The 9,237-nt window shown below is 68.9% G+C and carries 8 protein-coding genes; 6 read left to right on the top strand and 2 right to left on the bottom strand.

Annotated features, from left to right (window positions below; genetic code table 11):
* Positions 1-1,151 (top strand): D-alanyl-D-alanine carboxypeptidase family protein (locus tag D183_RS0105545; RefSeq protein ID WP_017908127.1); only part of this gene is annotated, 1,151 nt, incomplete at its 5' end.
* A 150-nt stretch (positions 1,152-1,301) separates the two neighbouring features.
* Here the strand turns inward: D183_RS0105545 and D183_RS0105540 are convergent.
* A complete protein-coding gene (locus D183_RS0105540; protein ID WP_026144223.1) occupies positions 1,302-2,357 on the bottom strand; it encodes a lipid A deacylase LpxR family protein in 1,056 nt (351 codons plus the stop codon).
* A gap of 355 nt (positions 2,358-2,712) precedes the next feature.
* On the opposite strand from D183_RS0105540, the gene D183_RS0105535 reads away from it, so the two are divergent.
* From D183_RS0105535 to D183_RS0105520, 4 genes are all read left to right on the top strand, one after another.
* Complete coding sequence (locus D183_RS0105535; protein ID WP_017908125.1) at positions 2,713-2,991, top strand: YbeD family protein; 279 nt, start codon at positions 2,713-2,715, stop codon at positions 2,989-2,991.
* Positions 2,979-3,686 carry a lipoyl(octanoyl) transferase LipB gene (gene lipB, locus D183_RS0105530; protein ID WP_017908124.1) on the top strand — a complete coding sequence of 236 codons (708 nt, stop codon included), beginning with the start codon at positions 2,979-2,981 and terminating at the stop codon, positions 3,684-3,686. Before D183_RS0105535 ends, lipB begins: the two co-directional genes overlap by 13 nt.
* A 22-nt stretch (positions 3,687-3,708) precedes the next feature.
* Positions 3,709-4,719 carry a lipoyl synthase gene (lipA, locus tag D183_RS0105525; RefSeq protein WP_026144222.1) on the top strand — a complete coding sequence of 337 codons (1,011 nt, stop codon included), beginning with the start codon at positions 3,709-3,711 and terminating at the stop codon, positions 4,717-4,719.
* A gap of 232 nt (positions 4,720-4,951) precedes the next feature.
* Entirely contained in the window at positions 4,952-7,129 is a 2,178-nt protein-coding gene (locus D183_RS0105520) for a carboxy terminal-processing peptidase (RefSeq protein WP_017908122.1), read from the top strand.
* Between the two features lie 188 nt (positions 7,130-7,317).
* On the opposite strand, the gene D183_RS0105515 is transcribed toward D183_RS0105520, so the two are convergent.
* Complete coding sequence (locus D183_RS0105515) at positions 7,318-8,061, bottom strand: sulfite exporter TauE/SafE family protein (RefSeq protein ID WP_026144221.1); 744 nt, start codon at positions 8,059-8,061, stop codon at positions 7,318-7,320.
* 86 nt (positions 8,062-8,147) lie between these two features.
* Here D183_RS0105515 and D183_RS0105510 point away from each other — a divergent pair, with 86 nt between their 5' ends.
* A complete protein-coding gene (locus D183_RS0105510) occupies positions 8,148-9,047 on the top strand; it encodes a LysR substrate-binding domain-containing protein (protein WP_017908120.1) in 900 nt (299 codons plus the stop codon).
* Positions 9,048-9,237: the final 190 nt, after the last annotated feature.

Genomic DNA, 9,237 nt, shown 5'->3' with positions numbered 1-9,237 from the left:
AGACGCCCGGCCCGGTTCCCGCGCCGCCGGCCGCCGCTGCCGCCGCTCCGGCCACCGTGGCGATCCCGCCCGCGCCCAAGCCGGCCGTCTCCAAGTCCTGGGTGCTGATGGATTACGCCACCGGCCAGGTGCTGGCCGGCGAGAACGAGCACGAACGCGTGGCCCCGGCCAGCATCACCAAGGTCATGACCTCGTACGTGATCGCGGCCGAACTGAAGCTGGGCAAGATCACCCGCGACGACCAGGTCATGCTCAGCGAGCGCGCCTGGCGCGAGGGCGGCGCCGGCACCGACGGCAGCTATAGCGGCTTCCCGGTCAACAAGACCGCGCGCCTGGAAGACATGGAAAAGGGCATGGCGATCCAGTCCGGCAACGACGCGGCGATCGCGCTGGCCGAACACACCGCCGGCAGCGAGGAAGCCTTCGCCTCGCTGATGAACGAGTACGCGAAGAAGATCGGCATGACCGGCTCGCACTTCGTCAACGCCCACGGCCTGTCGGCCGACGGCCACTACACCACCGCCTACGATCTGGCGCTGCTGGGCCGGGCGATGGTCCGCGACTATCCGGAAACCTACGCGTACAACAAGATCAAGGAATTCCGCGTCGGCGATATCACCCAGCCCAACCGCAACCTGCTGCTGTGGCGCGACCCGAGCGTGGACGGCATCAAGACCGGCCACACCTCCGAGGCCGGCTACTGCCTGCTCAGCTCGGCCAAGCGCGGCGACCAGCGCCTGATCGCGGTGGTGATGGGCGACAGCTCCGAGAAGCAGCGTGCCGAGGACAGCCTGGCGCTGCTGAACTGGGGCTTCCGCTTCTTCGAGACCCACAGCCTGTACGAGCCGGGCAAGCAGGTCGCGCAACAGCGCGTGTGGAAGGGCACCGAGAAGCAGGTGCTGCTGGGCGTGGCGCAGCCGCTGCTGGTCAGCGTGCCGCGCGGCCGCTACAACGAACTGAAGCCGGCAATCGAAGTGCCCAAGACCCTGGAGGCACCGATCAAGCAGGGCCAGCAGATCGGCATGGTCAAGGTGAGCCTGGACGGCAAGGTGGTGGCGCAGGCCCCGCTGGTGGCGCTGAAGGCGGTCGACGAGGCCGGTTTCTTCAAGCGCCTGTGGGACAGCTTCTGGATGTGGTGGGAATCCGAATGAGTGTTCGAAAAAAGCCGGCTGATGCCGGCTTTTTTCTTGGGAATGGAGAATGGGGAATAGGGAATGGGTAAAGCGGTGTACTGCCATCTGCCGGTTTGGTGGGGAGATCGGAGGCCCGCTTTTGCCATTCCCCATTCCCCATTCCCAGCCTCACAGCTTCCGACTCACCGTAAAGCTCCCGAACACCGGCGTCTGCCGCTGCAGATCGAACTCGCGGGTGCGCCAGTAGCGGGCGAGGGCGAACTTCCATTTGCCGCGCATCACCGCCAGGCCGATGCCGGCGTCGCCGACGAAGGGGCGCTTCTTCACGCTGTGGCTGTCGCGGAAGGTGTTGCCGTCCAGGGTGATGTCGCGCAGGACCCAGCGTCCATCGGTGGTCATGAACAGGTGCGCCGACCAGCCGCTGCCGACGCTGTCGGCCGGCGGGGCGACGTTCTCGCCGGCGGGACGCAGCGGCGAACTACCGAAATCGTCCGGCAGCTTCCAGCCCAGGCGCAGTTCCATGCCGGCATTGGCGTGGGTGTCCAGCGTACCCAGCGCGCCGCCCCAGTGGCTGATCGCGTCCCACCCCCAGCCGTCGCGGCTGCCGTCGCCGGACCAGCGGCGGAGGCGTTCGTGCAGCACGCGGAACACCGGTTCGTCGTGCAACTGGTTGTTCCAGCCCTGGAACTTGGCGTCGCCGAGCAGGGCGTGCACCGCATCCTGCACCTGCTTGCCCTGCGCCGACGGGCCGATCAGGCCCAGGGTGAGTTGGGTGGTACGCAGGCGGTCGTCGTTGCGCGCGTTGTAGCCGATGTTCATCAGCAACAGGCCGGCGTAGGGGCGGTCGTCCTCGATCAGGTCGCGGCGGGTCTTGTCGGTGGGGGTGAACAGCGCTTGCCCGACCGCGAAGGTCATGTTGCGCTGGGTGAAGTCGCTGTTCGGCTGCAGCCAGGTCAGGGCGCGGTTCGCCGCCCGCGCCAGCCGCGGCAGGCAGGGGTCGTCAGTGTAGTCGCGCAGGTTCGGCGAGACGATGATCAGGCCGAACCCATTGGTATAGCCCTGGTCCTGGCCGGCGCCACCGAACAGGTCGTTGTCGACGCGGACGTTGACCGTGGGCGCGGTCGCTTCCAGGGTGTCGTGTGGGCATTGCGTGGTGGCAACGGCGGGCGCAGCCGCGGCGGCGAGGGCAACAGCCAGCGGAAGCAACGGGCGGGATGACGGCATGAGCGGCGTCTCTGATCGGAAAGGGAGTGAGCGGCGATGTACGCCTGCAGGCAGTCGGTGCCGGCGCCACCCCGGACCATGAACGCAGCCCGTGCAGTGAAGGATAGGCAAAAGCGTCGTAGCGGACAAATTCGTCCGTTTGGGTTTGTCTGTCCCATTCGCCCTCTTGTCGTGTGAAGGCGATGGTGCGCAATGACCCGTGCAGGGGAGGGCACCCCCGCGGCGCGTGGCCGCGCCGCACCGGTGTCTTGCGCGCGGTCGGATCTCCGTGCTGCGCGGCTCCGGGATCCCGGGGCGCTGTCTGCGCACCGCGGCTGGCCTTGGGTTTGCCCGGCGCCGGCCCGATAATGCGGACATGGACATCACTTCCGATAACCCCGATCACGGTTTCCAGTTCCCCGGCGTGTTCGAACTCAGCGCCATGGGCACCGCCAACACCGGCCTGGAGGCCGAACTGCCGCGCCTGCTCGCCGCGGCCGGCGTGGAGGTGATGGAGGAGCGCGTCAGCTGGAAGCATTCGTCCAACGGCAAGTACGTGTCGGTGCGCATCGCCTTCCGTGCCGTGGACCGCGCCCAGTACGACGCCGCGCATCAGGCGCTGCGCGAACACCCGGAAGTGAAGTGGACGCTGTAGCCGGGGGCGCGCCACTGGCGCCGGCACTGACGCTGCCGCCGTGCGGCGTCCGCCAACTCGGCCGCCAGCCCTACGAGCCGGTGTGGCGGGCGATGCAGCGCTTCACCGATGCGCGCGACGAGGCCACCCCCGACGAACTGTGGGTGGTCGAACACGAGCCGGTGTTCACCCTCGGCCAGGCCGGCAAGCCGGAACACGTGCTGGCACCGGGCGACATCCCGGTGCTGCAGGTCGATCGCGGCGGCCAGGTCACCTATCACGGCCCCGGCCAGCTGGTGGTGTACCCGCTGCTGGACCTGCGCCGGCTGCACATCGGCGTGCGTGACTACGTGTGCCGGATCGAGCAGGCGATCATCGACACCCTCGACGAATGGAACATCCTCGGCGAACGCCGCGACGGCGCGCCGGGCGTCTACGTCGGCGGCGCCAAGGTCGCCGCGCTCGGCATCCGCGTGCGCCGCGGCTGCACCTTCCACGGCCTGTCGTTCAACGTGGCGATGGACCTGGAGCCGTTCCACCGGATCAATCCCTGCGGCTACCAGGGCCTGCAGGTGACCGCGGTGCTAGACTTGGGCGGTCCCTCCGGCATGCAGGCGGTCACTCCGGTCCTGCTGGCCCAACTGGCGCGCCAGTTCGGGCTGACCCTGCAGCCGCTCGACGCCTTGCCCGACCTCTCGCTCACGCACGCGGCCTGACCGCCTGCCCGCCGACCACGCCATGACCCAGCCCAGCGCACGCTCCATTCCCTTGCAGGTCCTTTCCGGCGACAGCGCGCCCGCGCCGCTGCAGACCGGCGTCAAGCAGTTGGGCGGCGACAAGATCGCGCGCTCGCCGGTGCAGTTCGCCGACGCGCCGGTGCTGCGCAAACCCTCGTGGATCCGCGTGCGCATTCCCTCCGGCAATGCGGTGCAGAACCTCAAGGCCAAGCTGCGCGAGAACCGCCTGGTCACCGTCTGCGAAGAGGCCAGCTGCCCGAACATCCACGAGTGCTTCGGCCACGGCACCGCCACCTTCATGATCCTCGGCGAGGTCTGCACCCGCCGCTGCTCGTTCTGCGATGTCGCACACGGCCGGCCCAAGCCGCCGGATGGCGGCGAGCCGGCCAGCCTGGCGCAGACCGTGGCCGACATGGGCCTGAAGTACGTGGTGGTGACCAGCGTCGATCGCGACGACCTGCGCGACGGCGGCGCCCAGCATTTCGCCGACTGCATCGGCGCCATCCGCGTCGCCGCGCCGACCACCCGCATCGAGATCCTGACCCCGGACTTCCGCGGCAAGGGCCGCATGGACCGCGCGCTGGAGATCCTGGCGACCAATCCGCCGGACGTGTTCAACCACAACATCGAGACCGTGCCGGACCTGTACCCGAACGTGCGTCCCGGCGCCGACTACCAGTGGTCGCTGACCCTGCTGAAGAAGTTCAAGGCGCAGCATCCGGCCATCGCCACCAAGTCCGGCATCATGCTCGGCCTGGGCGAGACCCTGGAGCAGGTGCAGGCGACCCTGCGCGACCTGCGTGCGCACGACGTGGACATGGTCACCATCGGCCAGTACCTGCAGCCGACCGCCCATCACCACCCGGTGCTGCGCTACTGGACGCCGGACGAATACAAGGCGCTGGAGGAGTACGGCAACGCGCTGGGCTTCAGCCACGTGGCCTCCGGTCCGATGGTGCGCTCGTCCTATCACGCCGATCGCCAGGCGGCTGGCGCCGGCGTCGCCGCCTGAATCGCGTCCTCCTGAGCCGCGTCGTCGATCGCGCCTTTGCGCGGCGGCGACGCGCGTTTGTCGCCGCAGGACGACCGTCCGCGCGGCTCGCACCGGCAGCGTTCACATTTCTGCGCAAGCCGGCAGCTAGTCTGCTTCATGAACAGGTGACACGGCCTGCAACTTGCGTCACTGTCGTGTTGTCTCACGCGATGTGCTGCCCCCCTGACGGCCTGGTGCCGAGAGTCCCCAGATGAAATTCAAAGCTTCCGCCTTCCTGCTGGCGTTTGCGCTGACCGCACCGCTGGCGCTGTTCGCCCGTACCGATGCGCCCGCCCTGCCGGCCGCTGCCACCGCCGACCAGGCCACCACCGCCAAGCTGGTGTACGGCCTGCTCTCCGACAGCCGCTACGCCTACCGGCCGCGCGCCCTCGACGAGGCGACCTCCAAGGAGGTCTTCAAGAAGTACCTGGAGACCCTGGACGGCAGCAAGCAGTTCTTCACCCAGGCCGACGTCGACAAGTTCGCCAGCTTCCAGAACAACCTTGGCGCCAACATCGCCTCCGGCCAGCTGGAACCGGCATTCCAGATCTTCGCCGTGTACCGGCAACGGGTGGACGAGCGCATCGCCTACGCGCGCAAGCTGCTCAAGCAGGACTTCAACTTCGACGGCGACGAGAAGTTCGAGTACGACCGCAAGAACGCGCCGTGGGCCAAGGACGACCAGGAACTGGATGCGCTGTGGCGCAAGTCGGTGATGAACGACTGGCTGCGGCTGAAGCTCGCCGGCAAGAAGCCGGAGGACATCCGCAAGACCCTGGACAAGCGCTACGCCAACCTCGACGACTCGGTGAAGGAACTGAAGAGCGAGGACGTGTTCCAGTTCTTCATGAACGCCTACACCAACACGGTCGATCCGCACACCGACTACTTCACCCCGCGCACCGCCGAGAACTTCAACCAGCAGATGTCGCTGTCGCTGGAAGGCATCGGCGCGCAGCTGCAGAAGCAGGACGACCTGGTGGTGATCCGCGAGGTGATCCCGGGCGGCCCGGCCGCGCTGGACGGCACGCTCAAGCCGGGCGATCGCATCGTCGGCGTCGGCCAGGGCAAGAGCGGTCCGGTCGAGGACGTGATCGGCTGGCGCATCGACGACGTGGTCGCCAAGATCCGCGGCGACAAGGACACCCAGGTGCGCCTGGAGTACATTCCGGCCGAAGCCGGTGTGGACGGCAAGCACCGCCAGGTGCTGCTGACCCGGCAGAAGGTGCGCCTGGCCGAACAGGCCGCCAAGGGCGAGACCATCGAGCTGCCGGCCAAGGACGGCGAGCCGGCCCGTCGCATCGGCGTGATCAAGCTGCCCGCGTTCTACCAGGACTTCGAAGGCCGCCGCCGCAACGCCAAGGACTATGCCTCGGCGACCCGCGACGTGGCCAAGCTGCTGGCCGGGTTCAAGACCGACAAGGTCGACGGCGTGGTGCTGGACCTGCGCAACAACGGCGGCGGTTCGCTGGACGAGGCGATCGAGCTGACCGGCCTGTTCATCGAGCAGGGCCCGGTGGTGCAGGTGCGCGAATCCGGCGGCCGCGTCACCGTCAACAGCGACCAGAACCCGGCCGTGGCCTGGGACGGCCCGCTGGCGGTGCTGATCAACCGCGGCTCGGCCTCGGCGTCGGAGATCTTCGCCGGCGCCATTCAGGATTACGGCCGCGGCCTGATCATCGGCGAGACCAGCTTCGGCAAGGGCACGGTGCAGAACATCGTCGACCTGGACCGCTGGCCTGCCAACGAGACCGACCGCTTCGGCCAGGTCAAGCTGACCATCGCCCAGTTCTTCCGCGTCAGCGGCAGCAGCACCCAGCACAAGGGCGTGGTGCCGGACATCGCCTTCCCGGCCAGCGTCGATGCCACCGAGTTTGGCGAAAGCACCTACGACAACGCGCTGCCGTGGAGCCGCATCGCCGCGGTGCCGCACACCCAGTACGGCAATTTCGCGCCGCTGCTGCCCAAGCTGGAGGCGCTACACACCACGCGCATCGCCAACGACAAGGAATTCCAGTGGTGGGAAGAGGACGTGCGCCAGTTCCGCACCGAGGCGGCGAAGAAGTACGTGGTGCTCAACGAGGCCGAGCGCCGCGCCGAGCGTGAGAAGCAGGACGCGCAGCGCAAGCAGCGCCAGGAGATCCGCAAGCAGCTCGGCCTGCCGCTGGATCCGCTGGCCGACGACAGCAGCGACGATGGCCTGACCGGCAACGAGCGCGACATCGTCAAGGACGCCGCGCGCGAGAAGCTGGTCGACAAGCGTCCGGATCCGCTGCTGCGCGAATCGGCCTCGATCCTGAGCGATGCGGTCAACCTGCTGGAGAAGGACCGCCCGCTGTCGGTGCAGGTGCTGCCGCAGTCCACCGGCCCGGGGCGCTGGGCCGACTGAGCCCGCGCTCTACCGTCGAAAAACCGAACGCGCCATCGCTCAGCGGTGGCGCGTTTTTTTGTGGGAGCGGCGTCAGGCCATCTCTCGCAATCCGTTCCGCCACGCGCAAGCGGATTCTGCTTGTCCGGTAGGAGGGTAATTTCGCGATCAGGTTGCTCCCACATCCCGCGTCGTCGCGACGACACGCCCTAGCCCAGCACCTGCCACACCTGGTGCAGGCCCAGTGCCAACAAGGTCAGGAAGAACACGCGGCGGAACGCGCTGGCGGAGATGCGTTGGCGCAGCCGCGTGCCCAGCCACATGCCTACGGCAGTGGGCAGCAGCGCCAGCAACGACGGACCCAACGCCTGGGTGGGGAAGGCCCCGTGCGCGACGAGGGCTGCGGCCAGCGCAAGCGTGGCCGCGGCGAAGCAACTGCCGAGCGCGCGCATCAGCGCCTCCCGCGGCAGATCCAGCGCCACCAGATAGGGCAGCACCGGCAACACGAACACACCGGTGGCGCCAGTCAGCAGCCCGGTCGCCAGGCCCACGGGCGCCGCCGCCCAGCGCGCCTGCGATGACGACAGGCGTGCCTGCCACTGACTCAGCCCAAGCAGGGCATACAGCGCCAGCAACGCGCCCAGGCCGGCGCGCGCCAGCCGCGGGTCCGCGTCGGCGAGGACGCCGGCGCTGCCCCAGGTGCCGGCGACGATGCACGCCAGCAGCGGCCACAGTCGCCGCAGCAGCGCGCCGGTGTCCGCGCCCCAGGCTTGTTGCAGGTTGGTCAGCAGCGACGGCAGCGCCAGCAGCGCCGCGGCCTCGGCCGGCGTCAGCCAGAGTCCCAGCAGGCCCATCGCCACCGTCGGCAGGCCCATGCCGGCCATGCCCTTGACGCCGCCGGCGAGCAGGAAGACCAGGGCGATCGGCAGCAGATGCGGTGCGAGGGTGTCCATGGCATCCAGCATCGGCGCGCCGCGGCAGCCGGACAATGCGCGAATGCTTCAGGCAGACTTCGGCAACGACGAAGGCGGGAGCATCGATGCACCTGGATTTCACCGATCTGCGGCTGTTCCTGGCGGTGGCCGAGGCCGGCAGCATCACCGCCGGTGCCGATCGCGCGGCATTGTCGCTGGCCGCGGCCAGTGCACGCATCCGCGCGTTGGAGACGCAGCTTGGCGTCGCGCTGTTCGCGCGCGGCCCGCGTGGCGTTGGCCTCACCGCGGCCGGCACCGCGCTGCTGCGGCACGCGCGGGAGTTGCTGCGGCAGGCTGAGGCGATGCGCAGCGAACTGGGCGAGTACGCCGGCGGCCACCCGGCCAGCGTGCGCCTGCTGGCCAATACCGCGGCGCTGTCGGAATGGTTGCCGGAACTGCTGGCCGAGTTCCTGGTGGCGCACCCGCGCATCGATCTGGCGCTGCGCGAGCAGGGCAGCGTCGCCGCGGCCGACGCGCTGCGCGAGCAACGCGCCGACCTGGCGGTGATCGCCGATCACGCCGATCTGCAGGGCTTGCAGGCGCACCCGTTTCGGCAGGATCGGCTGGTGCTGGTGGCCGCGGCCACGCATCCGCTGGCGCAGGCGCCGCAGTTGCGGTTCTCGGAGGTATGGCAGGCGCAGTTGCTCGGCCTGGCCGAGGACAGCGCACTGCAGCAGCATCTGCGGACCCATGCCACGCGTGCCGGTGGCCAGCTGCACATCCGCGCGCAGGTGCACGGCATCGAACCGCTGTGCCGCATGCTGGCGCGCGGCGCCGGCGTGGCGATCCTGCCGCAGGCGGCGCTGGAGCGGGTCAGCGTGCGCGCGCAGTTGGTCGCGGTACCGCTGCAGGAGCCGTGGGCGCTGCGCCAGTTGTCGATCGTCTGGCGACCGACGCCGGCGCCGTCGCCGCCGGTGCAGCAGGTCCTGGATTGGCTGTGTGCGCATGCGGCGCCGGCGGCCTGAGGATCCGTCGACTGACGCACGACTGACGCCTCTGACGATGCGCTTGCGCAATGGTGCAGCGAGGCATCGTTAACTGGCAGGCGCGGGCCTTGTTGCGCTGTTCGGGATCGCTTGCGACGGCTGTTCCCCGGTGACGCGTGTCGCGGCTGAAGTTGCTCCTTGTATCTGGACATGTCGCCCCTAAACAGGC

This window comes from Xanthomonas sp. SHU 199 (assembly GCF_000364665.1).
Classification (GTDB): Bacteria; Pseudomonadota; Gammaproteobacteria; order Xanthomonadales; family Xanthomonadaceae; genus Xanthomonas_A; species Xanthomonas_A sontii.
This window is presented reverse-complemented; position numbering and strand designations above follow the sequence as displayed.